We start from the raw sequence: 26,678 nt of genomic DNA on the forward strand, positions 1-26,678 counted from the left end.
CGCGGCGGCATAAGCTCGCCGCCGCGCAGCGCGCCGCTCTAGTTTTCTGCGCCCAACAGCAGCCGCTGCAAGGCGTCCAATGCCGGCTGACGCAGCCCGCGGCGGCGGATCAGCGTGGTCTGGGCCTGGCCCAGGTCTGCCGGCAGCGGATGGGTGGACACCTGGGCCGCCATCAGCGGCATGCTGTCCAGCAGGCTTTGCGGCAGCAAGGCCAGCCCCATGCCGCTGGCGACGCAGCTGAGCATCGCGTGGTAGGAGCCCAGCTCCACCAGCCGGCGCGGCTGCACGCCCTGGCGCTGCATCCACGCTTCCAGCCGCTGGCGGTAGGCGCAGCCGTGGCCAAACGTCAGCAGCGTGGCTTCGCTCAGCGTGCGCAGCGACAGCTCGCGCTGCCCGGCGGCGGCCACCAGCACGATGCTCTCCTCGAACACCACGGCCTGGTCCAAGCGCTCGTCGTCGGCGGGGCCGCTGACCAGCGCCGCGTCCAGCCGGCCTGCCAGCACCGCGCGCCGCAAATCGTTGGACACGCCGGCCTGCAACTCCAGCTGCACCGCCGGATAACGGCGGTGGTAGTCGGCCAGCACCGGGGCCAGCCGCGAGGCGGCGGTGCTTTCCATCGCCCCCAGCCGCAAGTGGCCGGCCGGTTCCGCGCTGGTCACCGCCTGGCGCGCTTCCTCGGCCAGCGCCAACAAGCGCTCGGCGTAGTCGCCCAGCCGGCGCCCGGCCTCGGTGGGGATCAGCTTCTTGCCTTCACGCAGGAAGAGTTGCACGCCCAGCTTGTCTTCCAACTGGCGCAGCCGGGTGGTGACATTGGATTGCACCCGGTTCAGCCGGGCGGCGGCGCGGGTCACGCCGTCTTCCTGCAGCACGGCCTGGAAGATGCGCAGTTCGTCCAGTTCCATCGTTCTCTCCAAGAGATTATCTGCATCATAATAATTCATTTTTTAGAATGACGCGCGCGAGCTAGCATGCAAGCATTCCCATTTCCGGAGAGTGCATATGTCCACCGTTTCCTCGCGCCAAGGCTATCTGGCCGCCTTCGGCGCCGTCGCCATCTGGACCGGCTTCAACATCGTGTCGCGCATCGCCGGCAAGAGCGCGCTGACCGGCACCGACATGCTGGCGCTGCGCGTCGGCGTCGCCGCGCTGATCCTGCTGCTGTGCGGCGGCTTGCCGAGCGGCGCCTTGCGCGACGCGCGGCTATGGCTGCTGACCCTGTTGGGCGGCCTGGGCGTCAGCCTGTTCGCCTACAGCGGCTTCAAATACGCGCCGGCGGCGCACGGCGGCCTGCTGCTGCCGGGCATGCAGCCCTTTCTGGTGGCCTTGTTCGCCTGGTGGCTGACCGGGGAGCGCCTGCGGCGTCACAAGCTGCCCGGCTACGCGCTGATCGGCGCCGGTCTGGCCCTGAGCGCGGCGCCGCTGTTCGCCGGCGCCGGCGGCGATGCCTGGATCGGCGATCTGCTGTTGTTGCTGGCCTCTTTGAGCTGGGCGGCTTTCGGCGTGCTGGCGCGGCGCTGGGCCTATCCGGCCTGGCCGCTGACGCGGGCGATCACCATCATGGCGGCGATGCTCTATCTGCCGATCTATCTGCTGTGGCTGCCCAAGCATCTGGCGGCGGCGCCCTGGCCGGCGCTGTTGTTCCAGGCGGCGTATCAGGGCGGCGCGGCGGCCATCGTGGCGATGTTGCTGTATCTGCGCGCCATCGCGGCGCTGGGCGCGGTGCGGGTGGGGATGCTGTTTGCGCTGATTCCGGTCCTGGCCGGCTTGTTGGCGGTGCCCTTGCTGGACGAGCCGCTGACCGGCTACCTGGCCGCCGGCCTGGTCTGCGTCAGCCTGGGCGCCTGGTTGGCGGCGCGGGAGCCGGCAGCGCTTGCACCGGCTGTGCCGGCGGCGTGCGGCGCCCGCTGAGATCAAGTCAGGGCGCGGGGATTTCCAGCACTTGCCAGCCCTCGTTGCGGGCCTGCAGGAAGTTCATCACCGAATCCACGGTCACGGTCTGGATGCGGTCGGCGTAGCGCATCTCGCTGGGGTGGTCGTCGAAGGCGACATTGGCCTTGAACATGCGGCCGCCCAGCCGCGTCAACGGCCCCAGCTTGAGCTCGGTGGGCGCGTAGCCGTTGAGCTTGAGCCACATCTGCGCCTGTTCGCGGTTGGCGATGCGGGCCTCCCGGCTGGCCGAGGCCGCCAGCGTCTCCAGCACCCAGGTGTTGGAGTTTTCGTAGCGGGTGGCGAAGGGGTAGGCCAGCAGGCTGTATTGCGGGGTGTGCAGCTCGCGCAGCCGCGGCGGCGCTTGCAGCCGTTCGCGCAGCCGCGCGGCCAGCGCCGGCGGCGGCAGCAGCGCCACCGATTCGAAGGAGTGCATATCGTCGAGGAAGAAATTGCCCAGGCCCTCGTACCACAGGTCGGAACTGGCGCTGCCGCAGTCGTTGAGCAGATGGGCGACGCGCCAGCGGCCTTCCGGCTGCCGGTAGGCGATGCCGACATGGGTGTAGCGCAGCTTGAAGCGCGACAAATCCTGGCCGATGCGGCCGATCACCGCGACGTCGCCGCCGCTGGCGTCCAGTTTCTGCCGCAGCTGTTCGGCGGCGGCCATCGCCTTGCCGAAGGTGGCCGGGGTGATGGTTTGTTCCTCGCAACTGCGGCCGGCCTGGGCGGCTTGAGGCAGCAGCAGGCAGAGCGCCAGACCCAGGCCGGCGAGGCGGACGGGCAGAGCGTCAGGACGGGACACGATTGTGCTCCAGCAGGGCTTCGCCCAGTTTGTTGGGGATGAAGGCCAGCACTTTGCCGGAGGTCACCAGCATGGTGCCGCTGGCCACCGCGCTCACTTGCACCGAGGCGCCGATCGCCGCGCCGGTGGCTTTCAGCGCCTTGCCGGACAACTCCACCACCAGCTTGGCGCCGCCCTGCACCGCGTCCAGCGACATCTTGACGGTGTCGCCGGCGCCCTGGGCCAGGCCGGTGATCACATAGGCGCTGCCGGTCACCGCCAGCACCGGGGCCATCAGCGATTCGCCCTTGCCCTGGGCGCTGCCGGCCACGCTGATCGCCGGAGCGGCGACGATGGACAGGGTGCCGACGGAGATTTTCTCGGAGGCGGTGTCGGTCTGGGACAGGCCGGCCCAGGCGGGCAGCGCGGACAGCAGCAGGCTGGACAGCAGGATGGCTTTGCGCATGGATAATCCTGAATCAGTGAAATGACGTCAGCTTGCCCTTTTTATGACAAAAGGGCAATGCTCAGTCTTGGCGCAATAGTGCCAACAGCGCCGCGCCGTCCAGCCGCGCGCTGAGGTCGCCGCCGTCCAGCAGGCTGTCGGCCAGCTCGCGCTTGCTGGCGTGCAGCGCCACGATCTTTTCTTCTATGGTGTGCTGGGCCACCAGCCGGTACACCGTCACCGGCCGCTGCTGGCCCATGCGGTAGGCGCGGTCGCTGGCCTGGTCCTCCACCGCCGGATTCCACCACGGGTCGAGGTGGATCACGTAGTCGGCGGCGGTCAGGTTGAGGCCGGTGCCGCCGGCTTTCAGGCTGATCAGGAACACCTCGCCGTCGCCGGCCTGAAAGGCGTCCATGCGCGCCTTGCGCTGCGCGCCGGGCACCGCGCCGTCCAGGTATTGGTAGCGAATGCCTTGCTGGTCCAGCCAGCGGCGGACGATGGCGAGGTGATCGACGAACTGGCTGAACACCAGCGCCTTGTGGCCGTTGTCCAGCAGCTCCAGCATCAGTTCGCGGAACAGCGTCTGTTTGGCGGCGGGCAGCGCGCTGTCCGGCTGGGTCAGCGTCGGGTGGCAGCAGAAGCGGCGCAGCCGGGTCAGTTCGGCCAGCACCTGCATCGCGCCGCCCTCGGCCTCGCCCGGCTGGGCCAACTTGTCCAGCGCCTGCTGGCGCATCGCCTCGTAGACCTCCATCTCCGCCTCGCTCAGCGGAATGGCGCGGGTGATGTCGGTGCGCGGCGGCAGTTCGGTCAGCACCTGTTGCTTGGTGCGGCGCAGCAGGTAGGGGCGGATCAGCGCTTTCAGCGCTTCGCGGGCGTCCTCGTCGCCGTCGGCGATGGGCTGGGCGAAGCGCTGCTGGAATTTGTCCTCGTTGCCCAGCAGGCCGGGCGCGACGAAGCGGAACAGGCTCCACAACTCGCCCAGGTGGTTTTCCACCGGGGTGCCGCTGGCGGCCAGGCGGAAATCGGCGTAGAGCGCGTGGGCGGCCTGGGCGCGCTGGCTGGCGGCGTTTTTGATCGCCTGCGCCTCGTCCAGCACCACGCTGGCCCAGCGCACCTCGGCGAAGGCGTCGGCGTCGCGTTGCAGCAGGCCGTAGCTGGCCACCACCAGATCGCCGGGGCCGACGGCGTCCAGCCGCCGGTGCTGTTGGTAGGGGAGCAGCCGCAGGCCGGGCGCGAAGCGGGCGGCTTCGGCCAGCCAGTTCAGCGCCACCGAGGTGGGCGCCACCACCAACTGCGGGCCGAGCGCGGCGCGGCTGAGCAAGAGCGCCAGCGTCTGCACCGTCTTGCCCAGGCCCATGTCGTCGGCCAGGCAGGCGCCGGCGCCCCAGTGGGCCAGCCGCGCCAGCCAGTTGTAGCCTTGCTGTTGGTAAGGCCGCAGCGTGGCGCGCAGGGAGGACGGCACTTCGGGCTCGAAGTCTTGCAGCGATTGCAGCCGCCGCCATTGCTCCTGCCAGCCCGCGTCGCCGTCGAAGGCGCCGGCCTCGGCCGCCAGTTCGCCCAGCCGCGGCGCGGCCAGCGGGCTCAGCCGCAGGCCGCCGGGCGCGGCGTGGTCGGCCAGCAGCGTCAGCTGGCGTAGGCGCGCGGCCAGCGAGTCGGACAGCGCCAGCCAGTCGCCGTCGGACAGGCGCAGGTAACGGCCGGGCTGGCCGGCCAGCGCTTCCAGCAGGTGGCGCAGCGCCAGGATGTTGCCGTCGTCCAGTCCCAGTTCGCCGTCTACTTCCAGCCAGACGCCCTTGCGTTTGGCGCTCAGTTTCAGCTGCGGCAGGCCGACGCCGGCGCGGATGCGCTGCCGCTGGCCGGCCGGCCATTCGCACTGCAGGGTGTCCGCGTCCAGCGCTTGCAGCGCGGCCAGCAGGTCTAAGGCCGCCTGTTGGCCGTCCACCACCCATTCGTCGCCGTCGCGGCGCGCGGCGGCGAGCGTCGGGCAGGCGGCGTGGACCCGGCGCAGGCGGGCGCGTTCGGCGGGAAGGTCGCGTTTGAGTTGCAGGGCGGCGCCGTCCACGCTCACCACCAGGCCGGGCGCGCCGCGGCCGGGCGCGTACAGCGCGCTGGCCGGATGCGGGCGCACTTTCAGCTGCAGCCGCAGGCCAGAGTCGTCCAGCCGCAGCAACGCGCGCAGAACGGCGTCGGCCGGCTGGCTGGGCAGGCTGTCGTCGAAGCTGGCGCTGACATCGTGCAGGGGCAACTCCGGCGCGATGTCGCGGATGGCGTCCAGCACTTTCTTGCGGGCATGCCAGGGCAGGCTCAGGCTATGGCCGAGCAGGGCGGCGATCTGGCGCACTTCCTCGTCCAGCCGATATACCGCGAGCCGGTCCGGCGCCAGCTTGCGCCACAACACGCCGGCGCAGGCGGCGATGCCGGGCGGGCTCAGCCGCAGCGCGATCTGCTCGCCCTGGCGCTCCAGTTCCAGCGCCACCTGGCCGGCTTCCACCCGCAGCGGCTGTTCCGGCGCGTCGGCCCAGTACAGCGCCGGGTGGCCGACCAACAGCGGCAGCGCGGCGAGCGCGTCCAGCGCCGCGTGGTGGTCGGCGGCGATGTCGGCCTGCAAGTCGGCCAGCGCGCGCAGGATCAGCCGGTCCTGGCCGCTGAGCCAGTCCAGGCCGTCCTGTTCGGCCAGCAGCCTGCCCAGCGGCAAGCGCCGGCCGCGGCCGTAGCCGTCGGGGCCCGGCGTTTGCGCGCAGGGTTGCAGATCGACGCCGGAGGCTTCGACGCGCAGCCGCCAGGCCAGGCGGGTGGGGGGGAGGTGCATGCGGGAAAGAGCCGCCGCGCGGAGGCGGCGGCGTTCAGGCTTAGACGCGGCTCAGCGCGCGGCCGGCGGCGGCGATGGTCTGCTCGATGATCTCGTCGCTGTGGGCGCTGGAGACGAAGCCGGCTTCGTAGGCGGACGGCGCCAGGTAGACGCCTTCGTCCAGCATCGCGTGGAAGAAGCGCTTGAAGCGTTCGATGTCGCAGCGGGTGGCTTCGGCGTAGGACTTGGGCGCGTGTTCGCTGAAGTAGAAGCCGAACATGCCGCCCACGCTGTCGCTGCTCAGGGTCACGCCGGCCGCGCGCGCGGCGTCGGCCAGGCCCTGGGCCAGGCGCGCGGTGCGGCGGCCCAGCGTTTCATGGAAGCCCGGCTGCTGGATCAGCTTGAGGGTGGCCAGGCCGGCGGCCACCGACAGCGGATTGCCGGACAGGGTGCCGGCCTGGTAGACGTTGCCCAGCGGCGCGATGCAGGCCATGATGTCGGCGCGGCCGCCAAAGGCCGCCAGCGGCATGCCGCCGCCCACTACCTTGCCCAGCGTGGTCAGGTCCGGCTTGACGCCGTGCAGGCCCTGGGCGCAGTTCAGCGCCACGCGGAAGCCGGTCATCACCTCGTCGTAGATCAGCACCGCGCCGTGCTGTTCGGTCAGGCTGCGCAGCGCCTGGACGAACTCGGCCGACGGCTGGATCAAATTCATATTGCCGGCGATGGGCTCCAGGATCACGCAGGCGATCTGGCCGCCGATTTCGCGGAAGGTCTTTTCCAGTTGTTCGACATCGTTGTACTGCAGCACCAGGGTGTGTTTGGTGCAGTCTGCCGGCACGCCGCCGGAGGACGGGTTGCCGAAGGTGAGCAGGCCGGAGCCGGCCTTGACCAGCAGGCTGTCGGAGTGGCCGTGGTAGCAGCCTTCGAACTTGACGATCAGATCGCGGCCGGTGAAGCCGCGCGCCAGGCGGATCGCCGACATGGTGGCTTCGGTGCCGGAGGAGACCAGCCGCACTTGCTCGATCGAGGGCAGCAGCTTGCGGATTTCCTCGGCGATCAGCACTTCGCCCTCGGTGGGCGCGCCGAAGGACAGGCCGCCGACGGCCGCTTGCTGCACCGCGCTCACCACCTCCGGGTGGGCGTGACCGACGATGGCCGGACCCCAGGAGCCGACGTAGTCCAGATACTGTTTGTCGTCGGCGTCCCAGAAATAGGCGCCTTCGGCGCGCTTGACGAAGCGCGGCGTACCGCCTACCTGGCCGAAGGCGCGCACCGGCGAGTTGACGCCGCCGGGGATGGATTTCTTGCCACGTTCAAACAGTTCCAGATTGCGGGACATGTGCGTTTCCTTGTCGGGCGGCCGCGGCCGCGGATGTATTCGGATTGGGGCGGGCGCGAAGCCCGCCGTCGGCCGCCATTTTAACCGAGGCCGGTGGCCGGGGGGTGTGGATAAGTCAAAGCTTGGGCGAGTCGCTGTGGATAAGCGGGGAGAGACTACCAGCGGCTATAGGGGTTCTTGGACAGATAGGCGTTGGTGTAGCGGCCGTCCTCGGTGACTTCCTCGCCTATCCAGGCAGGCTGGTCGAAAGGGGTGCTTTCATCCGGCAGTTCGATTTCCGCCAGCACCAGGCCGGCGTTGTCGCCGAAAAATTCGTCCACTTCCCAGACGAAGCCGCCGTGCTCGATGCGATGGCGCAGCTTGTCCACCACCATCGGGCACATCGCCGCCATGATGGTTTGCGCGTCGGCCAGCGGCACCGGGTATTCGAATTCGTGGCGGCTGACGTTGCTGATATTGCTTTTCAGCGTCAGCCAGGCCTGATCTCCGACCACGCGCACGCGCACGGTGCGCTCCTTTTCCACCGACAGATAGCCCTGGCGATATTGCACGCCGGGGGCCAGGCCGCGCCAGGCGTCGCCGACGACGATGAAGCGGCGTTCGATTTCCACAGCCATGTATACGTACTCCTAGCGGGCGATCTGTTCGCCCTTGGGTTTACCGCAGGCCTCCGCCCGCGGCGAGATCTGCAGATACAGCGACAGGCTGCTTTGCTGGGGCACCACGCCGCTGCTCTGGCCGTAAGGCGTGGCGCGTTGCGGCCAGCTGCCCACCAGTTCCGGCTGAGCGCCGATCAGAGTCTGGGCGCTGACCACGCGTTTGCCGTCCTGGTCGCTCCAGCTGGCGCTGGCGCTCAGCAGCGGCTTGTGCTGGGCGCGCGCCGCGGCGATGGTGCCGCCGACGCTGAGCAGGGCGTCGCCCACTTCGCGCTGGCCGGAGAAGGCACCTTTGGCGTCCACGCACATCGGCAGCCGCAGCAACTCGGCGCCGTCGCGGCGCAGCGTGGCGACCACTTCCGGCGGCAGCGCCGGTTTGGGCGGCAGCGGGGTGGCGGCCCAGGCGGGCAGGCAGCCCAGCCACAATGCAATCCATTTGCGCATGCGTCGATCTCCTTAGAATGGTTTGACCACTACCAGGATCACCACCGCCAGCAGCACCAGCACCGGCAGCTCGTTGAACACGCGGAACCAGCGGTGGCCGCGGCGGTTGGTTTTGGCGACGAAGTCGCGGTAGAGCTTGCCGCACCAGCCGTGGTAGCCGACCAGCAGCAGGACCAGGGTCAGCTTGGCGTGCAGCCAGCCGCCGCCGATGCCGAAGCCCAACCACAGTCCAAGACCGGTGGCCAGCGCCAGCGCGCCCAGCGGAGTCATGAAACGGTACAGTTTGCGCGCCATCAGCAGCAGGCGCTGGTATTCGGCGTCCTGCTCCGCCAGCGCCAGATTGACGTAGAGGCGCGGCAGGTAGAACAGCCCGGCGAACCAGGACACCACGAAGAAGATGTGAAAGGCTTTCAGGTAAAGGTAGCTCACGATGTCCTTGTGCTTGAAGAGGGCGTCCATGGGCCGCGCAAACCGATGCAATTGCCCCATGGGTCCCGCAATTGGCAGATGCCCAGTTGATCTTCTATCGCCAGCGGGCCGCGATACAAGGCGGCGCCCAGCCCGGTCAGCCGATGGATGTCGGCGTCCAGGTCGCCGCTGCGCCAATAGACGACGCTGCCGGCCGCGCCTGAGCCCACCTTGGCGTCGGCCCGCACGATTTCCAGCCGGACGCCCTGCCATTCCAGGCAGGCGAAGTCGAACTCAGGCAGGTCTACGGCTTGCGCCGATGGAAAAGCCCGCTGATACCAGGCGAGTCCGGCGCGCCAATCGGCGACGTGAATCAGCACCGCGGCGATGGGCCCGGCTGCGCTCACGCGCTGGCCTCGTAGCGTTGTCTGACCGCCTTGGGCAGTTTGGCCAGCACCAGCCGGCGCGCGTCGGCGAGGCCGTCGTGCAGCTGCTCCAGGCTCAGCGCCTCCAGCGACGACACCTCTATCCAGCGCGCCCGCGCCAGATACGGCGCCGGCCGCACGCCGGGCAGGCCGCTGAGGACCAGAAAGTCGTCGTCGGCCACCTTGTACATCACCGAGTCGTCGTGGAACAGGGCGAACATCTTGCGCTCCAGACTGAGCACGCGCCGGGTTTCCCATTTGACGTCGAACTCGGCGCCCGGCAAGGCGCGGGCCCGGGCCAGCAGCGCGTCCACATCCTCTTTGCGCAGGGCCATGTTCACGCCTTCTTCGCCGCCTGGTACAGCGGCATCACTTGCGGGATGCGCTGTTGCAGGTCGCGGATGCGGGTGGGGCCGGACGGGTGGGTGGACAGGAATTCCACGCCGCCGCCGTTGCCGGCGGCCTGCATCTTGTTCCAGACATTGACCGCGGCGTTGGGGTCGTAGCCGGCGCGCGCCATCAGTTCCAGGCCCATGATGTCGGCTTCGGATTCCATGGTGCGGCTATTGGGCTTGGACAGCGCCACGTCGGCGGCCATCGCCGCCATGTCCATCTGGCTCTGCCTGAGGCCGGCCACCGCTCCCACCAAGGACAAGCCCACTTGCTGAGCGTAGGCCTGGCTCATGCTTTCGCGCGAGTGCTCGCGCAGCGCGTGCGAGATTTCGTGGCCGATGACGGCGGCTAGTTCGGCGTCGCTCAGCTTGAGTTTGGTGATCAGGCCGGAGTAGACCATGATCTTGCCGCCGGCCATCGCGTAGGCGTTGGGCTCGTCGTTGCGCATCACATTGACTTCCCAGCGCCATTTGGCGGCGTCGGGGCGGAACACCGGCGCCTGGGCGATCAGGCGCTGGGAGATCTTGCGCACCCGCGCCGTCATCGCCGCGTCGGCGTTGAGCTGTCCGGCGGCGCGCGACTTGCCCAGCTGCTGGGCGTAGGACTTGGCCGACATCTGCTCCACTTCCTGGCTGGACAGCAGCATGGTCTGGCCGCGGCTGACGCCGACGGCGCCGCCCTGGGTGGTGTTGACCTGGGCACAGCCGGCGAGGGCGGCGGCGACCAGCAGGCCGGCCAGGGTTTTGCTCCAGAAACTTTTCATTGCGGTATGGCCTCTTGAGCGCCGGGCGTCGCCTGGGCGGCGGGCGGCGGCGCGGCGGAAGATCGCGGCGGACGCGGGCGGCGCCGGCTCAGATTTCCACCATTTCGAAATCGTCCTTGCGCGCGTCGCAGTCCGGGCAGGTCCAGTTGGGCGGAATGTCTTCCCACTTGGTGCCCGGCGGGATACCATCCTCCGGACGGCCGGCTTCCTCGTCGTAGATAAAGCCGCAGATCAGACACATCCAAGTACGCATCGCATCACCTTGTGATCGAGTAAAACAGTTATTCTAAGAGTGGTCCGCGACACTGACAATGCGCCCGCCGGCCGCTCCGACCCTATACAGAACGAAGAGGTTTCAGTCTTGACCACTCAGCCCACTCCTCCCGTGGTTCTCACCCTGGCGGGCTCGGACCCTTCCGGCGGCGCAGGCATCCAGGCCGATATTCTGACGCTGGCCAGCCTGGGATGCCATCCTTTGTCGGTGATCACCGCGATTACGGTGCAGGATACCGTCGGCATCAATGACTTTATGGTGCTGGACGCGGACTGGGTCAATGACCAGGCGCGCTTTCTGATGGAAGACATCCCGGTCACCGCTTTCAAGATAGGCATGTTGGGCAGCGTGGAGAACGTGGCGGTGGTGGCGCAGCTGATCGCCGACTACCCGGACATCCCGGTGGTGCTGGATCCGGTGCTGGCCAGCGGCGGCGGCCACGAACTGGCCGACGAGGACTTGATCGCCGCGATGCGCGACATGTTGATCCCGCAGGTGTCCATCCTGACGCCCAACAGCATAGAGGCGCGCCGCATCGCCAGCAACGACGCCGACGAGGACGAGGATTTGACGCTGGAGCAGTGCGCGCAGCGCATCCTGGCGCTGGGCTGCCCGCATCTGCTGATCACCGGCACCCACGAAAACACCAAGGAAGTGGTCAACCAGCTGTACGGCCCCGGCGGCCTGGTGCGCTCCGACAACTGGGAGCGCCTGCCGGGCAGCTACCACGGTTCCGGCTGCACGCTGGCCTCGGCCATCGCCGGCATGTTGGCCACCGGTTTGTTGCTGCCGGAAGCGGTGCGCGAAGCGCAGGAGTACACCTATCAATCCTTGCTGAACGGTTTCCGGCCCGGCATGGGCCAGTTCCTGCCGGACCGCATGTTCTGGGCGCGCGGCGACGACGAGGACGACGATGCCGGCCAGGCTTAAGGGGCTGTACGCGATCACGCCGGACACCGAGGACAGCGCGAGACTGTTGAGCCTGACGCAGGCGGCGGCGCCGCACATCGACATCCTGCAATACCGCAACAAGAGCCCGGACGCGGCTTTGCGTCTGGAGCAGGCGCGGACGCTGGCGGAGCTGTGCCGGCGCAGCGGCGTGGTTTTCATCGTCAACGACGACGTGGAGCTGGCGGCGAGGGTTGGGGCCGACGGCGTGCATTTGGGGCGAGACGACGGCGCGTTGAGCGCGGCGCGGCGGCGGCTGGGCGCCGGCGCGCTGATAGGCGCGTCTTGCTACGACAGCCTGGAGCGGGCGCGGCGGGCGGTGGAGGCCGGCGCCAGCTATGTCGCCTTCGGCGCGGTGTTTCCTTCCGGCACCAAGCCGGACGCGGCGCGCGCGGAGTTGGGCCTGTTCGCCGCCGCGCGGACTTTGGACGCGCCTCTGGTGGCGATAGGCGGCATTGACGCCGGCAACGCCGAACGGGCGCTGGCGGCCGGCGCGGACTCGATCGCGGTGATAGGCGGCGTGTTCGGCGCGGCGGATCCGGCCGCCGCGGCCCGGGAGCTGGCGGAAATTTGCCGCCGGAACGGGCGCTGAACGCAAAACCGCCGCGCATGGCGCGGCGGGTGGGCGATGCTCTGACTCGGGCTTAGATTGGGCTGGGCCGCGAACTGCCGTCGATCAAGGCCTTGCTGACCTCGCCGGGCTTGATGATGCCGTGCTCCACGCTGTACGCCAGCAGCTCAAGCAGGTAGTCGTGGCGGAAAATCAAGGATCCTTCCCATTCGCTGCCTTGCTCGCCCTGGATGGCGGGCAGGGTGATGATCACGCGTTCGCCTTCTATCGTGTCCAGCGCGAAGGCCTCCACGTTTCTGGCGATTCCCGATAACGATCTTGCAGAATGCTTGCCATAATTCAAGGCGCGTATGCTCATTGCTGACTCCTGTCGCATCATGGTTTCTCTTTGGCCCGCGTTGATCTTGAAATGGCCGCCGCGCCGTTTCCCTGGCGTCGCCTTGCCGGCGCCTGCCGCCTTGGGCGGCGCGCGTGGCGGAAGACGGAGTTGGCGTTGCGCAGGGGGCTTGGCCTGACGGCGTTTCAAGTTTTTTATTGTCGAGCGGCCGGCATCCCGGTGTGGCGCCGCGGCGTCGCGCTGGAGGCGCGAGCCGGCGAGATGCGCCGGCCGTTCGGCTTCGCCGTGTGATGGGCCGGCGATATCGGCATGGGATGGCAGCCCGGCCGCGCGGTTTACCGCTCCAGGCTCAGAGCATAGCGTTTTTATGCTTATGGGGTAACTCCAGAAAAATGGAGAATACCCCGTTGGATATCACAGCTGTTTGGATCCGATCAGCCGGCTGAAAAGCGAGGTCGGCATTTTGCGGTGCATGCCGGCGGCAATCAGCGCGTCGCACAATTCGGCGCGCCGCTGCGAGGGCAGGCCCAGTTTTTCGCAAATATAGTTCTTGCTCTTGATAATCGAATCCGCCACCCGGGTTTTGGGCTTGGGCCGATATTTGTTCATGAAATCGGCGATTTGCTTGAAGTCCCAGTTCAGCAGCAGCAGGAAGCAGACTTCCTGTTCGTATTCCGTCAATTCCACGTCAAGCAGTTTCAATTCGCCCTGCACCTGTTCAATGCTGCAGCCGGCGCCGAATTCCAAAATGTAATTGGGCATCAGGTTGATGAAGTTGGCGATTTCTATTTCATGAGCGTAATAGATGGTGCCCAGGATGGAGCGCGACGCGTCGTGCTTGAGCAGGTGCTTGGAGAACACCCGCGCCTTGAGGCCGTCCCCGTATTCGTGCACGTTGAGGATGGAGACCTTGCGCGCCGGGTCGCAGGTCTGCATCAGCGCCAGGTCTTCCTGCACATAGCAATCGGCGAACTGGGCGGTGCCTTCGCAGGGCATTTCCTTGTCCAGACGGTCCACCACGTCGTCTCCGCGTTTGAGCGCCACGATCCTGGCGTAGGCGTCGCTGGACGCCAGATGACGGGAGTTGGCGTCTTTGGCGCCGACGATCATGTCGGTCTGGCCGGAGATCTGGGAGACGGATTGGCGGAACTGAGCCACGAATTCGCTTTGCTCTTCGGAGAAGCGTTCAGGGGAGACGAGCTGATAGTCCATAGTGTGCGCCTGGTGCGGAGGTTTGTAATGTCGGAGAGCGCTGCGTGAGCCTCGCTGTCGCGTCGAGCCGTTCAAGGTTTGCTGCGCGTCGGCGGGATGGGTGGAAAAAGCGCCGGAATCGGCTTCGAAAGACACATGCGCCGTAGGCGCGCATGGCTTCTTCCGCCGCAACGGTTTGTCTCGCTCTGGTTCGCGAAGCTTTGAACGGGCTCCAAGCTGGGCACTTATAGGTTTTTTGTTTCGATAGTGTCAATCCGAATGGCTGTTTGGCCTTGATTAACTGTACTAAAGGATTAAAGCGCACGGCGATGGCGCGAAACGCGCGCAGTTTTGAAATAATGACGCGTTTTTAATGATGGGTTTGTCCCTGTATTGCGGTTTGTTAGGAATATCATGAAAGTGATTGATTGGAAGCTGGAGCTTGAAAACGGCGTTTACGACAAGAGCGTGGGCATCAAGATTTTGAAATTGGCCGGCGATGCCGGTTTCAGCACGTATTTAACCGAGATCGCCCCCGGGGTGGCGATCAACGGTCATTATCACCGCCACGGCGACGAGCATTATCATATCGTCAGCGGCCGCGGCGAGATGCGGCTGGTGGATGTGGCCACCGGCGCGGCGCGCAGCCACGCGGTGACGGAGCAAAGCTCCTTCGTGGTGCCGGCCAATACCCAGCATCAACTCAGCAACACCGGCGCCGCGCCGCTGGTGTTGATGTTCAGCTGTCCGGCCAGTCATCTGGCGGACGACCGCCACTTCCTCTAGCCGCGTCGAAGCGGAACAGCTCGGCGGGGGTGTCGTGGGTGATGCGCCGGCGGCGTTCAGCGTCCGGCAGCCATTGCTCCAACAGCTCCAGCGTGCGGGCGTAGCGGATGGAGCCGAACTGGGTGTGCGGCCAATCGCTGCCCCACAGCAGCCGCTCCGGCCCCAGCGCGCTGTCCAGCAGCGGCAGCGCGGCGCGGGCGATGTCCTCGCCGCGGCCGGCCAGGCCGTTGCGGTAGGCCGCGGAGATTTTGACCCAGACGCGGCCGCTGGCGGCGCCGGCGTCCAGCATGCGGCGGAAGCCGGGGTCGTCCACGCCCAGCGCCGGATGCGGCCGGCCGAAGTGATCGATGACCACCTTGACCCCGGCGGCCAGCAGCGGCGGCAGCAAGACCGGCCAGTCCTGCGCCGCGCGATGCACTTCCACTTGCCAGTCCAGGCTGGCGGCATGCGCCAGGCAGCGGCGCCACGCCGGCGAATCCAGGTCCGGCAGCGGCCGGCCTATCAGGTTCAGCCGCAGGCCGACGACGCCGGCCTGGTCCATCGCGCGCATGACCGGCAGCGGGCAGTCCGGCGCGATCACCGCGATGCCGCGCAGCCGGCCCTCGCTTTCGCGCAGGCCTTGCAGCAGATAGCGGTTGTCGTTGCCCAGAAAGCTGGGTTGCACCAGCACGCCGCCGGCGATGCCGAACTGGTCCAGCTGAGCCAGATAGGCCTGCAAGGGGGCGTCCCGGTACGGCTTGTAGCGCAGCGGAGCGGTGCCTATCAGCTGGCGCAGGAAAATATGGGCGTGCCCGTCTATCATCGGCGCCGGGGTCAGCCGCAGGCCTGACAGGCGCCGCCGCGCGCCTCGCTCTGGTCCAGCGCCGCGTCGATGTCGGCGGCGTCCAGCACTTTGTGCCGGATGCTGTGGGACAACAGGGCGAGTAGGTAGTCGCGCCGGAAAATCGGCGAGCCCTCCCATTCGCTGCCGGCGCTGCCCAGAATGATGGGCGAGGTGATGATGACCCGCTCGCCCTGGATGGTGTCCAGGGCGAACTCGTCATCGGTGATCTGGTTGGCGATTTCGTCTAATGCCATGGTGACCTCACAATTTCGATGAAGTGGCGCGCCCGTCGTTCAGGCCGAAGCGCGGGCGTCGCGGGGTTCCGGCCCGCTCGGGTCCGGCAGCTTGTCGTTCAGCGGCTTGCCCTTGGTTTCCGGCAGGCAGAACACGGCCAGCGCGACGATGGAATAGGCCATCGCGGCGCTGACGCCGATGGAGGCGCCCAAGGTCCAGCCGTCGCTCAGATAGCCGACCAGCAGGGGAAAGCCGGCGGACAGGATGCGGCCGAAGTTGTAGCAGAAGCCCACGCCGGCGCCGCGGATGCCGGTGGGGTAGAGTTCGTTGAACAGAGCGCCCAGGCTGGAGGGGATGCCGGCGGCGAAGAAACCCAGCGGGAAGCCCAGGAACAGCATCAGCGGATTGCTCAGCGGCGCGAACACGTAGATCAGCACCGTGGCCACGCAACAGACCGAGAACAGCAGCAGGTTGAGGCGGCGGCCGATGCGGTCCAGCAGATAGGCGCTGGCCATGCAGCCGCACCAGAAGGCGACGATGATCACCGCCAGATAGCCGCTGGTGCCGAGAATGGACAAATGGCGCTCGGTCTTGAGGAACATCGGCAGCCAGGTCATCAGCGCGGCGTAGCCGCCGTGCGCGCCGACGCCGATCAAGGAGCCGATCAGGGTCATGCGCAGCACGTCGGGTTTGAAGATGTCCAGCAGCGGCACCGCGGGGGCGGCCGCCTGGCGTTCGCGGCGCGGCGGTTCCGGAATGTGGCGGCGGATATAGATGATGAAGAAGGCTGGCAGGATGCCGATGCCGAACATCACCCGCCAGGCGATTTCCGCCGGAAACAGCAGGAAGATCGCCGAGTACAGCAGCACCGACGCGCCCCAGCCCACCGCCCAGGCGCTTTGCACCGAGGCCATCGCCTTGCCGCGGTGCTCCGGCCGGATGATCTCGGCCATCAGCACCGCGCCGGCGGCCCATTCGCCGCCGAAGCCGAAGCCCTGCAGCGCCTTGAACACCAGCAATTGCTCATAGCTCTGAGCAAAGCCGGACAGCAGGGTGAACAGCGAGAACCAGACGATGGTGATTTGCAGCGCCAACACCCTGCCGACGCGGTCCGACACCGCGCCCATGATCCAGCCGCCCAGCGCCGAGGCCACCAGGGTGACGCTGCCTATCATCCCGGCCTCCGCCTTGCTCAGGCTGAAGGCGGCGATCAGCGCCGGGATGGCCAGGCTGAACATCTGCACGTCCAGCGCGTCCAGCGCCCAGCCGCCGAAACAGCCCCAGAAGGTTTTGCGTTCGCCCGGCGAGACCTGCTTATACCAATGCAACATGATGCTGCCCTTTATGGTTTTTGCTTGTTGTCGAGGCGCCGCCCCGCGCCGCTGCCATGGCGCGGGCGGCGCGGAATCAGCGGATGTCCGCCTGGTAGCGGAACTTGTCGGCGCGGCCGCGCACGCTGCGCCATTCCAGCGGGCTGCCGTCGTAGGCCTTGGCCAGGCGTTCCAGCACGATGGCCGGGGTGCCCGGCGCGAGCTGCAGCAGCTCGGCGTGCGGCGAGGCGATGGCTTCCGCGGTCAGGGTTTCGCGCGCGGAGGCCACCACCTGGTGACAGCAGTCCTCGTACAGCGGGTACAGCAGATCGCCGAAGCTGGGCAGCGGAATGGCCAGCAGGGCCTGGAAACGCGTCGCCGGCAGCCAGATCGATTCGGCCAGCAGCGGCTCGCGGTCCAGATAGCGCAAGCGGGTCAGGTGGATGGCCTGTCCGCCGGACTGCAGTTGCAGGTGGTCCGCGATGGCCGGCGGCGGCGTCAACTGCTCGCGGTGCAGGATTTTCGCCTCGGGGATGCGGTAGTTGCCCGCCGCGTCGTGAAAGCGGAAAAAGCGCAGCAGCGAGGACTGGAAGTTGGCCGGCTTGATGAAGGTGCCCTTGCCTTGGCGGCGTTCCACCATTTCGTCGGCCACCAGTTGATCCACCGCCTTGCGGATGGTGCCGATCGAGGTGTGGAAGCGTCCCACCAGCTCCGCCTCGGTGGGGATGGCTTCGCCGGGCTTCCATACCCGGTTGGCGATGTCGCGCGCCAAAGCGTCGCGCACTTGCTGGTACAGGGGCAGGCGAAGGTCTGCCTGACGCATGTCGGTCATATGGTCATATATATGAATTAATTCGATGGCCGCAACGATGACAAATTAGCGAACGCCAAACAAGAGCTAAAACGTTTTACCTGGGCAAATCTGTACTAAAGGACGGTGTTTTGCGCGGAGAGCAGCGGAGGGAGCTAGGAACAGGCCCGGCGATGCCGGGCCTGAGGAAAAGAACGCGCGCCGGCGACCATGCCTTAATCGCATGGCTGGGCCGGGCGCGGGAGAGTGAGGATCAGATGCGGGCGGCGAGGCGCGAGCCTTGATCGATCGCCCGTTTGGCGTCCAGTTCGGCCGCCACATCGGCGCCGCCTATCAGGTGCACTGGCTTGCCGGCGGCCTGCAACGGCGCCTGCAGCTCGCGCAGCGGGTCCTGGCCGGCGCAGATGATCACATTGTCCACCGGCAGCAGCTGGGTTTCGCCTTTGACCGTGATGTGCAGGCCGGCGTCGTCTATCTTGTCGTAGCTGACGCCGGACAGCATGCGCACCCGCTTCATCTGCAGGCTGGCGCGATGGATCCAGCCGGTGGTCTTGCCCAAACCTTCGCCCACCTTGCTGGTCTTGCGCTGCAATAGATAGACCTCGCGCGGGCTGGGGTGCGGCTGCGGGCCTTGCGGGCTGAGGCCGCCCGGATGCTCCACCGCCATGTCCACGCCCCATTCGCGCATGAAGGCGGCGGTGTCCAGCGAGCTGGACTTGCCCTCGTGGGTCAGGAATTCCGCGGTGTCGAAGCCGATGCCGCCGGCGCCGATGATGGCGACGCGCTTGCCCACCGGCTTGCCGTGCTTGAGCACGTCCAGGTAGTTGAGCACCTTGGGATGGTCGACGCCGGGAATCTCCGGCGTGCGCGGTGCGATGCCGGTGGCCAGCACCACCTCGTCGAAGCCGGCGAGATCCGCCGCCGCCACGCGGGTGTTCAAGCGCTGTTCCACCCCGGTCCGCTCCAGCTTGCGCTTGAAGTAACGCAGGGTTTCGTAGAACTCTTCCTTGCCGGGGATGCGCTTGGCCACGTTGAACTGGCCGCCGATCTCCGCCGCGGCGTCGAACAGCGTCACCTGGTGGCCGCGTTCCGCCGCCACCGTGGCGAAGGCCAGGCCGGCCGGGCCGGCGCCGACCACCGCCAGTTTCTTGGCCTGGGCGGTTTTTTCGTAGTTCAGCTCGGTTTCGCGGCAGGCGCGCGGATTGACCAGGCAACTGGTCAGCTTGCCCTGGAAGATGTGGTCCAGACAGGCCTGGTTGCAGCCGATACAGGTGTTGATTTCGTCGCCGCGGCCGGCGGCCGCCTTGTTGACGAAGTCCGGGTCCGCCAGGAAGGGGCGCGCCATCGACACCATGTCGGCGCAGCCGTCGGCCAGGATCTCTTCGGCCACTTCCGGGGTGTTGATGCGGTTGGTGGTGATCAGCGGAATCTTCACCTTGCCCATCAGCTTCTTGGTGACCCAGGCGAAGCCGCCGCGCGGCACCATGGTGGCGATGGTGGGCACCCGCGCCTCGTGCCAGCCGATGCCGGTGTTGATCAGCGTGGCGCCGGCCTTTTCGATCTCGCCGGCCAGTTGCGCCACCTCGTCCCAGGAGCTGCCGTCCTGCACCAGGTCCAACATGGACAGCCGGTAGATGATGATGAAATCGCTGCCCACCGCGGCGCGCACCGCTTTGACGGTTTCGATGGCGAAGCGGATGCGGTTCTCGAAGCTGCCGCCCCAGTCGTCTTCGCGCTTATTGGTGGCGCGGGCGATGAACTGGTTGATCAGATAGCCTTCCGAGCCCATCACTTCCACGCCGTCGTAGCCGGCCTGCTGCGCCAGCCGCGCGCAGCGGGCGAAATCGGCGATGGTTTGCCAGACGTCGGCGTCGGACAACTCGCGCGGCTTGTAGAAGTTGATCGGCGCGATCAGCGGCGAGGCGGACACGCATTTTTCCTGAAAGCTGTAGCGGCCGGAGTGCAGGATCTGCAGCGCGATCTTGCCGCCGGCGGCGTGCACCGCATCGGTGACCAGCTTGTGGTGCGGCACCTCGGCCTCGTCGGCCAGCATCGAGGCGCCTTCGGCGACACAGCCTTCCGGATTGGGGCCGACGCCGCCGGTGACGATCAGACCCACGCCGCCGCGGGCGCGCTCCGCGTAAAAGGCCGCCATTTTCTCAAAGCCTTGCGGGGCCTCCTCCAGGCCGGTGTGCATCGAGCCCATCAGCACGCGGTTTTTCAGCGTGGTGAAGCCCAGGTCCAGCGGGGCCAGCAGGTGCGGGTATGCCGTCATGTTTTCGTCCTCGTGTAGGTTTCTCGCGCAGATCATTGTGGCCGCGGCCGCCGTCCGGCGCCAGCGCGGCGGGCAAGTGTTTGATTGCTTGGGCTTGCCGGTGTTGACGTTGAAGATACTTACTAGTAAGTAAGGTGTCAATCGACGCGACGGCCAGGGAGGGTCATGCATGGGAGGCGTCAAATAAAAACGCCGCCGGGACGAACCGGGCGGCGCAGCTTGCAAGCAGCGGGATGGCTTACTTGAAGTTGTATTTGATCGAGTAGATCACAGCGTTCTGGTACGCCTTGGAGCCCAGTTTCTGGTCGGCGTAACGGTATTGAATGCCGGTGGTGATCGCTTTGACCGGGGTCCACCACAAGGCCAGCGCGCCGTTCTGGCCGGTTTTGCGGACGTACGGATTGGTGAACTTGTCCTGACGGTTCAGCTCGGTCTCATGCCACTGAGTAATCATCAGATCCTGGCCGAAGGCTTGGAACGGATACATCATGACGTAGCCGGCCATGTAGCCGTTGTAGCCGGAACCGATGCCGAAGGAGTCCAGTTCGTTGTGCACGCCGATGAACGGTTTGATGGTCAGGTTGCCGAAGCTCAGGCTGGTGCCCAGGCCCAGTACGCGGTTCTGGGTGAAGAACTCGTTGCCGCGGGTGTCGTAAACGTGGCCGTACAGTTGAACCGGAACGTTGCCGATCTGGGTCATGTTGTAGCGGGCAACCACTTTGGTGGTGTAGCGACGGTCTTTGGTGCCGGTGCCGTTATTGCCTTTGCCCGGGTTTTCCAGATCGAAGAAACCGTACAGTTCGCCCCAGTTGCCACCCATGCCGCCTTCGGCTTCGAGGTAGCCGAAGTCGCGCTTGCCCGATTGCTCGGTGGTGCGGTTAGACCAGTCCAGCCAGTTTGCGCTGACATTGCCGAAGGAGTAATCACCGGCTTGCGCCAGGGTACAGCCGCCCACCAGAGCCAGGGCCAGCAGCAGATTGCGAGTTTTCATTATTTCACCAGAATATTGTGCGTGTAGCGTGTAGTGCGCGCGGACAGACCTGTCGGCGCGGGCGCAGACTAGCTCAGAAATATTCGTTTGCAAAGTATTTACAATGTGCTTGTCGCATTTTTGTCATTTTATGTAAATGCAATGTATTTTGAGCTGTAGATATTATGCTTGAAACATTAAATGTTGCGGAACTACAACTTTTTGCTACAAAAATGCGCGTCCGGCCAACCGTAACGCCGCAGGTCCACCTTGCCGGCCGCGCTCAACTCCACCCCGTCCTCCTCCAGCAGCAAGCGCTGCCAGTCGGCCTGTTCGCTGCCCGGCCGCGAGATGCGTCCGCCGGCGCCCAGCACCCGGAACCAGGGCACGCTGACGCCGTCCGGCAAATGGCTGAGCAGACGGCCGACATGGCGCGAATGGCGCGGATAGCCGGCCTGTTCCGCCAAGGCGCCGTAGGTGGTGACCCGGCCCGGCGGCAGCGCCAGCAGCAGCGCAATCACCTTGCGTTCAAATTCGGGCGGCATCGCGGCTCAGCGGTAGCGCGGATTGGCGACGTAGGGGTTGCTGTGCTTTTCCTCGCCCAGGGTGGTCAGGGGGCCGTGGCCCGGCACCACGGTGGTGTCGTCCGGCAGCAGGAACAGCTTTTGCTGGATGGCGTCGATCAATTGCTGGTGATTGCCCATAGGAAAGTCGGTGCGGCCGATCGAGCCCTGGAACAACACGTCGCCGGCGATCAGCAGCCGCGCGGCCGGGCTGTGAAACACCACGTGGCCCGGCGTGTGGCCGGGGCAGTGGATCACGTTCAGCGTTTCCTCGCCCACGCTGACGGTGTCGCCTTCCTCCAGCCAGCGGTCAGGCGTCAGCGCCTCGCTGCGCGGAAAGCCGAACATATGGCCTTGCTGTGGCAGCTGGTCCAGCCAGAAGCTTTCCGCGCGCTGCGGGCCTTCGATCTTGACGCCCAGCTGTTCCGCCAGCCGCGCGGCGCCGCCGGCGTGGTCGATGTGGCCGTGGGTCAGCAGCAGCTTTTCCACGGTCAGGTTCTGGCGGGCGGTCCAATCGGCGATGCGCTCGATGTCGCCGCCGGCGTCCACCACCGCGGCGCGGCCGCTGGCGTCGCACCACAGGATGGAACAGTTCTGGGCAAACGGCGTGACCGGAATCACATGGAAATGCAGGGACATGGCGCGCTCGATTCAATGGGGATGCCGGGATTGTGGCATGAGTCGGCGCGGATGAGGAGAGGCCCGGCCATGACGGCGCGGGCCGCCGGGCTGGTTTCAGAACACGCTGTTGCCGTTGGCGCTTGTGTCCGGCACCGGCTGGATCACGTCCCAGTGCTCGACAATCTTGCCGTTCTCCACCCGGAAGATGTCTACCAGCGCTCGGCCACGGTCTTTGGCGTCGCTGGTGCTATGCACATGCAAGACCACCAGGTCGCCTTCGGCAACGGCGCGGATAATGGTGTTGCGGCGCTCGGGGGCTTGTTTGAAGCGCTCGGTGAAAGCCTCGACAAAGGCCTGCTTCCCGTCCTTGACGCTGGGGTTGTGCTGAATGTAGCGGTCGCCGATATAGCGATCCGCCGCGCTCAAGTCGTGCTGGTTGAAAAACTGGTTGTAGAAATCGATCACCAGTTGCTTGTTGCTGCTTGCCCGCTGCATCGCTACGGCGGGGGAGACGGGCGTCACGGCATAACTCGGCGCGGCGCTCAGACTGAAGCTCAGCGCGGCCAGGCCGCTTATCATCCAATGCGGTTTCATCGAGATGGATTTCCTTTTGGCGAAGGCGGACATCGGCGTGGATTGCATGAAATGGCCGTCCGGACGGTTTGGAATACGGCGACGCAGAGGGCTATGTCGCGTCGCCATGATGGCCGGCGACCCTGCCGTCAGGCAAGGCAGGGTGGTCAACCCTTGCGTCCATCCCAGGACAGCTTGCCCGCGCCGTGGGCAAACACCATCAGCAAGCCGCCGGCCATGGCCAGGTTCTTGGTCAGCTGGATCATTTGCTGGCTATTGCCCGGCTCCAGATGGAAGAGCAGCGCCGAGGCGATGGAGAAGCCGGCCAGCAGCAAGGCCACCCAGCGCGCTCGCACGCCCAGCGCCAAAGCCAGGCCGCCGCCGATCTCCAAGGCGATCACCAGCGGCAGCAAGAAGCCGGGCACGCCCATCGCGGCCATATAGCCTTGGGTGGCGGCGTAGCCGGCGCCGAGCTTGCCGATGCCGGCGAAGAAGAAAACCTGCGCCAGCAGCACGCGGGCAAGCAATGCGATCCATTTGTCCATCTTGCGTTCTCCTGCCGGCGCGCCGGCCTTGATTTTCGATTGATGACGCCGGCCGCGGAGGGCGGCCGGCCATGAACGGACTATACGGATAGGCAGGGCGCGAAAAAAGCGCAAAAAACCGCAAGAGTCGCTCAAAAAATTCGAGCAAGCCGCGGCTACAGTTTGAATTTTCCGATCAGCGAATCCAGCTCCTCGCCCAGGCGCGCGAGCAAGGTGGTGGCCTGCTGCGCCTGGCTGATGGATTCGTCGGTTTGCAGCAACATGCCGTGAATGTTTTCGATGTGACGGGCGATTTCCTGGCTGGCGCTGGACTGTTCGGAGGTGGAGGCGGCGATATCGCCCACCGACTCCATCACCTGTTGGGCGTGGCCGCTGATCTGCTGGATAGACTGCGCCGACTCTTCGGCCAGCCTCACCCCCTGGTCCACCTGGCGCAGCGCGCCGTCCATGCTGTCCGAGGCTTTGCTAGTGTCCTGCTGCATGGTCTGGATCACGCCGGAGATTTCCAGCGTGGCCTGGGAGGTGCGTTCGGCCAGCTTGCGCACCTCGTCCGCCACCACCGCGAAGCCGCGGCCCATCTCGCCGGCGCGCGCCGCCTCGATCGCCGCGTTCAGCGCCAGCAGATTGGTCTGGTCGGCGATGTCGCGGATCACCGACACGATGCCGCTGATCTGGTCCGAGCGCTGCTGCATGCCGCCCAGCACCTCGGCCAGCTCGCGCACCGTTTGCGAAATGCGGCCGATCTCGCGCACGGTGGCGTCGACATTGGCCGAAGCCTCGTTGGACAGCGTGTCCGCCTCGCGCGCGCGCTGTTCCGCCACCCGCGCCGATTCCGCGATGTGGCTGACGCTGACCGACAACTGCTCCACGCTGGCGGCGGTGGCGTTGGCGGCCTCGGACTGGCGCGCCGAACTGCCGCGGATCTGGTCCACGTCGCCGGACAGCTGGCGCACCGAGCCCAGCACGTCGCCGGCGTGGCGGCGCACGTCCAGCATCATCGTGCGCAGCGAGCCGGTAAAGGTATTGAAGGCGCCGGCGGCCAGGCCGATCTCGTCGCGGCTGGCGATGGGCAGCGCCCGGGTCAGATCGCCGCTGCCGGAGGCCAGTTCGCTCATCGCCGACTGCAGCCGACCCAGCGGGCGCAGCAGCTGGCTCAGGGTGGCGCCCAGCAGCACCAGGATCAGCGCCAGAATGCCCAGGCTGATCAAGGCCGACTGCCAGCTGGCGGCGCGCACCGGCGCAAACGCCTCGCTCAGCGGAATGGAAATGCGCACCGCCCACGGCATGCCGGCCTCGCCGACGGTGATGGGCATGATGAAGTGGCGGAAGCCGTCGTCGCTGTCGTATTCCGCCGGCTGGCCGTCCTTGATCGCCGCCTTGGTCGCCGCTGGCAGCTTGGCGTCGGCCTTGCCGTTCAGCGCCGGATCGCGGCCGGCCAGCTGGACGCCGCTGTTGGAATACAAGCTCATGAAGCCGTTCTGGTAAGGCTTGACCTTGGCGGCCAGCTCCTGCAAATGGCCGAGCGCGATGTCGCAGCCGGCCACGCCCAGCACCTTGCCGTTGCTCAACAGCGGAAAGGAAATGGTGCCCATCAGAATCTTGATGTCGGGGTCGACGTAAGGCTCGGTCAGCATAGGCTTGCCGGTCTTGCGCGGCTCGGTGTAGTAGGCGCTGTCGTCCACCCCCTCGCCGCCCCAGACCACGTCGATCTTGCCGCTTTTGCGGTACCAGTAGACGCCGCTGCGGCCAGTCTTGTCGTTATGCTCCTTGCCGGCCAGCTCCGCGTCGCGGCCGTCCAGCGCGTTGGGTTCCCAGATCGCCCAGTAACCGACCGCGTCCGGATTGCCGGACAAGGGCCCCTTGACGATGTCCGACAGCAACTGGCGCGCGTTGGGCGGCAGATTGTGCTTCACCGCCACCGAGGATTCGGCCACCACCTGGGCCGAATCGTAAGTCTTGCCCAGCAAGCGCTGCACCTGGCCGGCCTCGCTTTCGGCCAGCAGCTTGGCGTTGTCCAGCACCGCCTTCTCCGCGCTTTGATAGCTGGCGTAGATATTGACGCCGGCCAGTACGCAAAAACCGATCAGGATCAGCAGGCCGGAACCGGCCAGAATCTTGCCCTTGATGGTGGTGATCATGGTTGTCCCCATCGCTTCATATGTGTTCTTCCCCAAAAGCCGTTGCGAGCGGACGCCGGTTCCTGGCCCGGTTATTATGGTGTGGGCCCGCCGGCGGCGTCGGTTTCCAACGGCATGCCGCCATTTGTATTAAATAGCTTAAATGGGGTAAAGGGAAATTTTGCAATCGGCGGGCCGCATCCCGGCGCGCCGCGGCAATACGAGGGAGAAGCGAAGAGTGTCGACGGAAGCACGCATCCGCCCGGACCGCGCCGAGCCGCTGGCTGAGGCCGCGCGGCGGCGAGTGCTGGCGCGGCTGGAGCAAGTGGAGGCGCGTCACGGCGTGCGTATCCTCTACGCGGCCGAAGGCGGCAGTCGCTGCTGGGGCTACGCCGCGCCGGACAGCGATTACGATGTGCGCTTCGTCTACCTGCATCCGGCGGCGTGGTACGAGACCGGCGGCGGGCGCGACGTGATCGAGCTGCCGCTGGCCGACGGCCTGGACATCAGCGGCTGGGAGCTGCGCAAGGCGTTGCGGCTGACGCTGGGCGGCAACGCCTCGCTGCTGGAGTGGCTGGCTTCGCCCCAGGTCTACCGCCAGCATCCGGCGGCCTGCCGCGTGTTGCGCGGTCTGGGGCCGGAGCACTTCGCCGGCGAGGCGGCCTACTGGCATTATCTGTCGGCGGCGCGCAAGAACTACCGCGGCCGCAAGCGCGAGGAGCAGTTGCGGCTGAAAAAATACCTGTACGTGCTGCGGCCCTTGCTGGCGGCGCAATGGCTGCGGCGTTGGCGTAGCCAGCCGCCGCTGTGGCTGGAGGAACTGGCCGGCGGGGCCTTGGACGACGCCCGTTTGCGCGAGGAGCTGGCCGGCCTGCTGGCCTTGAAGGTCGCCGGCGGCGCGCCGGAGTACGGGCCGGCCACGCCGGGCCTGCACGACTACATTGAGCGGGAGATGCAGGCTTACGAAGCCATGGCGCGGCCAAGCCGCCACAGCGACTGGGCGCGGGCGGACGCCTTGCTGGAGCAAGTGCGTTTGGCTTGCGGCGCTTGAATGGGCGGAGGCCTTGGTTTCAATGCTCCGTGGCTGGCGAGGCCACCCGCTCGACAAACCGTATGGCGTAGGATGGGTGGAGCATAGCGATACCCACGCGGAAACGCGATGGGACCGATGCTTGGGCCTTGGCGGCGGGTTTGGTGGGTATCGCCTGCGGCTCCACCCACCCTACCAATCCGCCTGCCGTAGGGTGGGTCGAGCATAGCGATACCCACGCGGAAAGGCGGCGGGATTGAGCTTTGGGTTTCGATGGCGGGGTTTGGTGGGTATCGCCTGCGGCTCCTCCCACCCTACCAATCCCCCTGTC

30 protein-coding genes are annotated in these 26,678 nt (G+C 66.6%); 5 read left to right on the top strand and 25 right to left on the bottom strand.

All coding sequences use genetic code 11. The annotated features are described in order from the left end of the window. Nucleotides 1-38: 38 nt before the first annotated feature. The gene (locus tag JW897_RS14550) at nucleotides 39-902 is read right to left on the bottom strand and encodes a LysR family transcriptional regulator (protein WP_205466698.1); all 864 of its coding nucleotides are present in this window, start codon (nucleotides 900-902) and stop codon (nucleotides 39-41) included. A gap of 97 nt (nucleotides 903-999) precedes the next feature. Here JW897_RS14550 and JW897_RS14555 point away from each other — a divergent pair, with 97 nt between their 5' ends. Continuing rightward, nucleotides 1,000-1,908, top strand: coding sequence for a DMT family transporter (locus tag JW897_RS14555; RefSeq protein ID WP_205466700.1), 909 nt, complete (start codon nucleotides 1,000-1,002; stop codon nucleotides 1,906-1,908). A gap of 7 nt (nucleotides 1,909-1,915) precedes the next feature. Here the strand turns inward: JW897_RS14555 and JW897_RS14560 are convergent, their stop codons facing one another. The 11 genes from JW897_RS14560 to JW897_RS14610 all read right to left on the bottom strand — a co-directional run bounded on the left by JW897_RS14560 (nucleotide 1,916) and on the right by JW897_RS14610 (nucleotide 10,621). After that, entirely contained in the window at nucleotides 1,916-2,728 is an 813-nt protein-coding gene (locus tag JW897_RS14560; RefSeq protein ID WP_338030573.1) for a DUF2145 domain-containing protein, read from the bottom strand. Then, nucleotides 2,715-3,173, bottom strand: coding sequence for a hypothetical protein (locus JW897_RS14565; RefSeq protein ID WP_205466702.1), 459 nt, complete (start codon nucleotides 3,171-3,173; stop codon nucleotides 2,715-2,717). The genes JW897_RS14560 and JW897_RS14565 overlap by 14 nt, the downstream gene beginning before the upstream one ends. Before the next feature lie 61 nt (nucleotides 3,174-3,234). Next, nucleotides 3,235-5,961: a DEAD/DEAH box helicase gene (locus JW897_RS14570; protein WP_205466703.1), complete on the bottom strand. Its 2,727-nt coding sequence runs from the start codon at nucleotides 5,959-5,961 to the stop codon at nucleotides 3,235-3,237. 40 nt (nucleotides 5,962-6,001) lie between these two features. Further along, nucleotides 6,002-7,279, bottom strand: a complete 1,278-nt coding sequence (hemL, locus tag JW897_RS14575) for a glutamate-1-semialdehyde 2,1-aminomutase (RefSeq protein ID WP_205466705.1) — start codon at nucleotides 7,277-7,279, stop codon at nucleotides 6,002-6,004. A gap of 155 nt (nucleotides 7,280-7,434) precedes the next feature. Continuing rightward, a complete protein-coding gene (locus JW897_RS14580; protein WP_205466707.1) occupies nucleotides 7,435-7,896 on the bottom strand; it encodes a CYTH domain-containing protein in 462 nt (153 codons plus the stop codon). Between the two features lie 12 nt (nucleotides 7,897-7,908). After that, the gene (locus JW897_RS14585) at nucleotides 7,909-8,379 is read right to left on the bottom strand and encodes a hypothetical protein (protein ID WP_048412729.1); all 471 of its coding nucleotides are present in this window, start codon (nucleotides 8,377-8,379) and stop codon (nucleotides 7,909-7,911) included. 12 nt (nucleotides 8,380-8,391) lie between these two features. After that, nucleotides 8,392-8,838 carry a CopD family protein gene (locus JW897_RS14590; protein WP_205466708.1) on the bottom strand — a complete coding sequence of 149 codons (447 nt, stop codon included), beginning with the start codon at nucleotides 8,836-8,838 and terminating at the stop codon, nucleotides 8,392-8,394. Next, complete coding sequence (locus tag JW897_RS14595) at nucleotides 8,805-9,194, bottom strand: VOC family protein (RefSeq protein WP_205466710.1); 390 nt, start codon at nucleotides 9,192-9,194, stop codon at nucleotides 8,805-8,807. Before JW897_RS14595 ends, JW897_RS14590 begins: the two co-directional genes overlap by 34 nt. Beyond that, a complete protein-coding gene (locus JW897_RS14600) occupies nucleotides 9,191-9,547 on the bottom strand; it encodes an MmcQ/YjbR family DNA-binding protein (RefSeq protein ID WP_048412726.1) in 357 nt (118 codons plus the stop codon). The genes JW897_RS14595 and JW897_RS14600 overlap by 4 nt, the downstream gene beginning before the upstream one ends. A 2-nt stretch (nucleotides 9,548-9,549) precedes the next feature. After that, entirely contained in the window at nucleotides 9,550-10,368 is an 819-nt protein-coding gene (locus tag JW897_RS14605) for a M48 family metallopeptidase (RefSeq protein WP_048412725.1), read from the bottom strand. A gap of 88 nt (nucleotides 10,369-10,456) precedes the next feature. Then, entirely contained in the window at nucleotides 10,457-10,621 is a 165-nt protein-coding gene (locus JW897_RS14610) for a rubredoxin (RefSeq protein WP_039756174.1), read from the bottom strand. 108 nt (nucleotides 10,622-10,729) lie between these two features. Between JW897_RS14610 and thiD the strand changes: the two genes are divergently transcribed. Together thiD and thiE are read left to right on the top strand one after the other, a co-directional pair. After that, nucleotides 10,730-11,572: a bifunctional hydroxymethylpyrimidine kinase/phosphomethylpyrimidine kinase gene (gene thiD, locus JW897_RS14615; protein ID WP_048412724.1), complete on the top strand. Its 843-nt coding sequence runs from the start codon at nucleotides 10,730-10,732 to the stop codon at nucleotides 11,570-11,572. Continuing rightward, on the top strand, nucleotides 11,556-12,182 hold the full coding sequence (thiE, locus tag JW897_RS14620; RefSeq protein WP_205466712.1) for a thiamine phosphate synthase: 627 nt from the start codon (nucleotides 11,556-11,558) through the stop codon (nucleotides 12,180-12,182). The genes thiD and thiE overlap by 17 nt, the downstream gene beginning before the upstream one ends. 52 nt (nucleotides 12,183-12,234) lie before the next feature. On the opposite strand, the gene JW897_RS14625 is transcribed toward thiE, so the two are convergent. Together JW897_RS14625 and JW897_RS14630 are read right to left on the bottom strand one after the other, a co-directional pair. Then, nucleotides 12,235-12,519, bottom strand: a complete 285-nt coding sequence (locus JW897_RS14625) for a hypothetical protein (protein ID WP_156187748.1) — start codon at nucleotides 12,517-12,519, stop codon at nucleotides 12,235-12,237. Between the two features lie 393 nt (nucleotides 12,520-12,912). Beyond that, complete coding sequence (locus tag JW897_RS14630; RefSeq protein WP_205466714.1) at nucleotides 12,913-13,710, bottom strand: hypothetical protein; 798 nt, start codon at nucleotides 13,708-13,710, stop codon at nucleotides 12,913-12,915. Nucleotides 13,711-14,103: 393 nt separating this feature from the next. Between JW897_RS14630 and JW897_RS14635 the strand changes: the two genes are divergently transcribed. Next, on the top strand, nucleotides 14,104-14,475 hold the full coding sequence (locus tag JW897_RS14635) for a cupin domain-containing protein (RefSeq protein ID WP_048412719.1): 372 nt from the start codon (nucleotides 14,104-14,106) through the stop codon (nucleotides 14,473-14,475). Here JW897_RS14635 and JW897_RS14640 read toward each other — a convergent pair. From JW897_RS14640 to JW897_RS14690, 11 genes are all read right to left on the bottom strand, one after another. Then, complete coding sequence (locus JW897_RS14640; RefSeq protein ID WP_205466716.1) at nucleotides 14,429-15,277, bottom strand: amidohydrolase family protein; 849 nt, start codon at nucleotides 15,275-15,277, stop codon at nucleotides 14,429-14,431. The two genes, JW897_RS14635 and JW897_RS14640, sit on opposite strands and share 47 nt — an antisense overlap. A gap of 11 nt (nucleotides 15,278-15,288) precedes the next feature. Next, nucleotides 15,289-15,552: a hypothetical protein gene (locus JW897_RS14645; RefSeq protein ID WP_205466718.1), complete on the bottom strand. Its 264-nt coding sequence runs from the start codon at nucleotides 15,550-15,552 to the stop codon at nucleotides 15,289-15,291. Nucleotides 15,553-15,591: 39 nt separating this feature from the next. Beyond that, nucleotides 15,592-16,863, bottom strand: coding sequence for an MFS transporter (locus JW897_RS14650; protein WP_048412718.1), 1,272 nt, complete (start codon nucleotides 16,861-16,863; stop codon nucleotides 15,592-15,594). A gap of 76 nt (nucleotides 16,864-16,939) precedes the next feature. Beyond that, nucleotides 16,940-17,665, bottom strand: coding sequence for a GntR family transcriptional regulator (locus JW897_RS14655; protein ID WP_048412787.1), 726 nt, complete (start codon nucleotides 17,663-17,665; stop codon nucleotides 16,940-16,942). Between the two features lie 241 nt (nucleotides 17,666-17,906). Continuing rightward, the gene (locus tag JW897_RS14660; protein WP_205466720.1) at nucleotides 17,907-19,928 is read right to left on the bottom strand and encodes an NADPH-dependent 2,4-dienoyl-CoA reductase; all 2,022 of its coding nucleotides are present in this window, start codon (nucleotides 19,926-19,928) and stop codon (nucleotides 17,907-17,909) included. 238 nt (nucleotides 19,929-20,166) lie between these two features. Beyond that, entirely contained in the window at nucleotides 20,167-20,919 is a 753-nt protein-coding gene (locus tag JW897_RS14665) for an outer membrane protein OmpK (protein WP_205466722.1), read from the bottom strand. A gap of 191 nt (nucleotides 20,920-21,110) precedes the next feature. Beyond that, complete coding sequence (locus JW897_RS14670) at nucleotides 21,111-21,443, bottom strand: MGMT family protein (protein WP_048408993.1); 333 nt, start codon at nucleotides 21,441-21,443, stop codon at nucleotides 21,111-21,113. A gap of 6 nt (nucleotides 21,444-21,449) precedes the next feature. Then, entirely contained in the window at nucleotides 21,450-22,100 is a 651-nt protein-coding gene (locus JW897_RS14675) for an MBL fold metallo-hydrolase (protein ID WP_205466723.1), read from the bottom strand. A 96-nt stretch (nucleotides 22,101-22,196) separates the two neighbouring features. Further along, on the bottom strand, nucleotides 22,197-22,676 hold the full coding sequence (locus JW897_RS14680) for a nuclear transport factor 2 family protein (RefSeq protein WP_240352214.1): 480 nt from the start codon (nucleotides 22,674-22,676) through the stop codon (nucleotides 22,197-22,199). A 146-nt stretch (nucleotides 22,677-22,822) separates the two neighbouring features. Continuing rightward, nucleotides 22,823-23,200 (bottom strand): DoxX family protein, encoded by a 378-nt coding sequence (locus JW897_RS14685; protein ID WP_048412713.1) that lies wholly within the window; start codon nucleotides 23,198-23,200, stop codon nucleotides 22,823-22,825. 155 nt (nucleotides 23,201-23,355) lie between these two features. Then, on the bottom strand, nucleotides 23,356-25,338 hold the full coding sequence (locus tag JW897_RS14690) for a methyl-accepting chemotaxis protein (protein WP_053077198.1): 1,983 nt from the start codon (nucleotides 25,336-25,338) through the stop codon (nucleotides 23,356-23,358). A 217-nt stretch (nucleotides 25,339-25,555) separates the two neighbouring features. Here JW897_RS14690 and JW897_RS14695 point away from each other — a divergent pair, with 217 nt between their 5' ends. Beyond that, a complete protein-coding gene (locus JW897_RS14695) occupies nucleotides 25,556-26,368 on the top strand; it encodes a DNA polymerase beta superfamily protein (RefSeq protein WP_205466725.1) in 813 nt (270 codons plus the stop codon). Nucleotides 26,369-26,678: the final 310 nt, after the last annotated feature.

The sequence above is a fragment of the Chromobacterium alkanivorans genome (assembly GCF_016937655.1).
GTDB classification, from domain to species: Bacteria; Pseudomonadota; Gammaproteobacteria; order Burkholderiales; family Chromobacteriaceae; genus Chromobacterium; species Chromobacterium alkanivorans.

Bases quoted from the DNA above. Each gene is read 5' to 3' on its own strand.
- JW897_RS14550 (WP_205466698.1), bottom strand. From the start codon at position 902: ATGGAACTGGACGAACTGCGCATCTTCCAGGCCGTGCTGCAGGAAGAC.
- JW897_RS14555 (WP_205466700.1), top strand. From the start codon at position 1,000: ATGTCCACCGTTTCCTCGCGCCAAGGCTATCTGGCCGCCTTCGGCGCC.
- JW897_RS14565 (WP_205466702.1), bottom strand. From the start codon at position 3,173: ATGCGCAAAGCCATCCTGCTGTCCAGCCTGCTGCTGTCCGCGCTGCCC.
- JW897_RS14570 (WP_205466703.1), bottom strand. From the start codon at position 5,961: ATGCACCTCCCCCCCACCCGCCTGGCCTGGCGGCTGCGCGTCGAAGCC.
- hemL (WP_205466705.1), bottom strand. From the start codon at position 7,279: ATGTCCCGCAATCTGGAACTGTTTGAACGTGGCAAGAAATCCATCCCC.
- JW897_RS14580 (WP_205466707.1), bottom strand. From the start codon at position 7,896: ATGGCTGTGGAAATCGAACGCCGCTTCATCGTCGTCGGCGACGCCTGG.
- JW897_RS14585 (WP_048412729.1), bottom strand. From the start codon at position 8,379: ATGCGCAAATGGATTGCATTGTGGCTGGGCTGCCTGCCCGCCTGGGCC.
- JW897_RS14590 (WP_205466708.1), bottom strand. From the start codon at position 8,838: ATGGACGCCCTCTTCAAGCACAAGGACATCGTGAGCTACCTTTACCTG.
- JW897_RS14600 (WP_048412726.1), bottom strand. From the start codon at position 9,547: ATGGCCCTGCGCAAAGAGGATGTGGACGCGCTGCTGGCCCGGGCCCGC.
- JW897_RS14605 (WP_048412725.1), bottom strand. From the start codon at position 10,368: ATGAAAAGTTTCTGGAGCAAAACCCTGGCCGGCCTGCTGGTCGCCGCC.
- JW897_RS14610 (WP_039756174.1), bottom strand. From the start codon at position 10,621: ATGCGTACTTGGATGTGTCTGATCTGCGGCTTTATCTACGACGAGGAA.
- thiE (WP_205466712.1), top strand. From the start codon at position 11,556: ATGCCGGCCAGGCTTAAGGGGCTGTACGCGATCACGCCGGACACCGAG.
- JW897_RS14625 (WP_156187748.1), bottom strand. From the start codon at position 12,519: ATGAGCATACGCGCCTTGAATTATGGCAAGCATTCTGCAAGATCGTTA.
- JW897_RS14630 (WP_205466714.1), bottom strand. From the start codon at position 13,710: ATGGACTATCAGCTCGTCTCCCCTGAACGCTTCTCCGAAGAGCAAAGC.
- JW897_RS14635 (WP_048412719.1), top strand. From the start codon at position 14,104: ATGAAAGTGATTGATTGGAAGCTGGAGCTTGAAAACGGCGTTTACGAC.
- JW897_RS14640 (WP_205466716.1), bottom strand. From the start codon at position 15,277: ATGATAGACGGGCACGCCCATATTTTCCTGCGCCAGCTGATAGGCACC.
- JW897_RS14645 (WP_205466718.1), bottom strand. From the start codon at position 15,552: ATGGCATTAGACGAAATCGCCAACCAGATCACCGATGACGAGTTCGCC.
- JW897_RS14650 (WP_048412718.1), bottom strand. From the start codon at position 16,863: ATGTTGCATTGGTATAAGCAGGTCTCGCCGGGCGAACGCAAAACCTTC.
- JW897_RS14655 (WP_048412787.1), bottom strand. From the start codon at position 17,665: ATGCGTCAGGCAGACCTTCGCCTGCCCCTGTACCAGCAAGTGCGCGAC.
- JW897_RS14660 (WP_205466720.1), bottom strand. From the start codon at position 19,928: ATGACGGCATACCCGCACCTGCTGGCCCCGCTGGACCTGGGCTTCACC.
- JW897_RS14665 (WP_205466722.1), bottom strand. From the start codon at position 20,919: ATGAAAACTCGCAATCTGCTGCTGGCCCTGGCTCTGGTGGGCGGCTGT.
- JW897_RS14670 (WP_048408993.1), bottom strand. From the start codon at position 21,443: ATGCCGCCCGAATTTGAACGCAAGGTGATTGCGCTGCTGCTGGCGCTG.
- JW897_RS14675 (WP_205466723.1), bottom strand. From the start codon at position 22,100: ATGTCCCTGCATTTCCATGTGATTCCGGTCACGCCGTTTGCCCAGAAC.
- JW897_RS14680 (WP_240352214.1), bottom strand. From the start codon at position 22,676: ATGAAACCGCATTGGATGATAAGCGGCCTGGCCGCGCTGAGCTTCAGT.
- JW897_RS14685 (WP_048412713.1), bottom strand. From the start codon at position 23,200: ATGGACAAATGGATCGCATTGCTTGCCCGCGTGCTGCTGGCGCAGGTT.
- JW897_RS14690 (WP_053077198.1), bottom strand. From the start codon at position 25,338: ATGATCACCACCATCAAGGGCAAGATTCTGGCCGGTTCCGGCCTGCTG.